This window comes from Lacticaseibacillus sp. 866-1 (assembly GCF_016861825.1).
Classification (GTDB): domain Bacteria; phylum Bacillota; class Bacilli; order Lactobacillales; family Lactobacillaceae; genus Lacticaseibacillus.
Map to the genome: position 1 here is coordinate 1 of NZ_BOLU01000062.1, position 1011 is coordinate 1011.

Below are 1011 nucleotides of genomic sequence, written 5' to 3' on the forward strand. Positions count from 1 at the left end.
CCTCGCTTTCGTGATGGTTTTTGTCGACTCAACCTTAGCATATAGGCGCACCCAATGGGTGAAACACCAAAGCAGCGCAGTCCCGTGTGAATCGTGGGATTACGCTGCTTTTTTGAAATTCTATGAATAATCCAGGAAGATCACTGTTAAGCATGGTGATGGCAGTGACGAGACTGTGACGACGGTATGGAATGGTAACGATGGGGCAACTCCAGTTATCAGTCAGACCGGTAAGGATAACGGTGACGGAACAACCACTTATGACGTGACGGCCAACGGGAAACCAGCCGGGACGATCACGATCAAGAATGGTAAAGACGGCGCAGATGCGAAGACGCCATCAGTTCGCGACGGCAAAGACGGTAAGGTTGAATTCTACCTTCCAGGGACCAAAGGCGATGGCAGCGATGATACCGTCTTAGGTTCGATCGAACCACCAAAGGATGGAGATACGATCACGGCAACGCCAGTTGCTGGCGACGATACTCATCCAAACGGTGGGACTAAGATCACTGTTAAGCATGGTGATGGCAGTGACGACACTGTGACGACGGTATGGAATGGTAACGATGGGGCAACTCCAGTTATCAGTCAGACCGGTAAGGATAACGGTGACGGAACAACCACTTATGACGTGACGGCTAACGGGAAACCAGCCGGGACGATCACAATCAAGAATGGTAAAGACGGTGCGGATGCGAAGACGCCATCAGTTCGCGACGGCAAAGACGGTAAGGTTGAATTCTACCTTCCAGGGACCAAAGGCGATGGCAGCGATGATACTGTCTTAGGTTCGATCGAACCACCAAAGGATGGAGATACGATCACGGCAACGCCAGTTGCTGGCGACGATACTCATCCAAACGGTGGGACTAAGATCCTGGATTATTCACCTCGGTATTTGGGACATGAAATCGCATCTGGTCGGTCTGAAAGCAACGTTTGGAGCGTTGCGAATACTGACTGAGCGGAGAAGTTGGTGATCGATGCACCACGAACAGACCGACCCAG

Annotated in this window: 1 protein-coding gene; it reads left to right on the top strand. The window is 51.4% G+C overall.

From position 1 onward, the window contains the following. Positions 1–175: 175 nt before the first annotated feature. A complete protein-coding gene (locus tag JUE30_RS11205; RefSeq protein WP_203624890.1) occupies positions 176–967 on the top strand; it encodes a hypothetical protein in 792 nt (263 codons plus the stop codon). Positions 968–1011 lie beyond the last annotated feature (44 nt).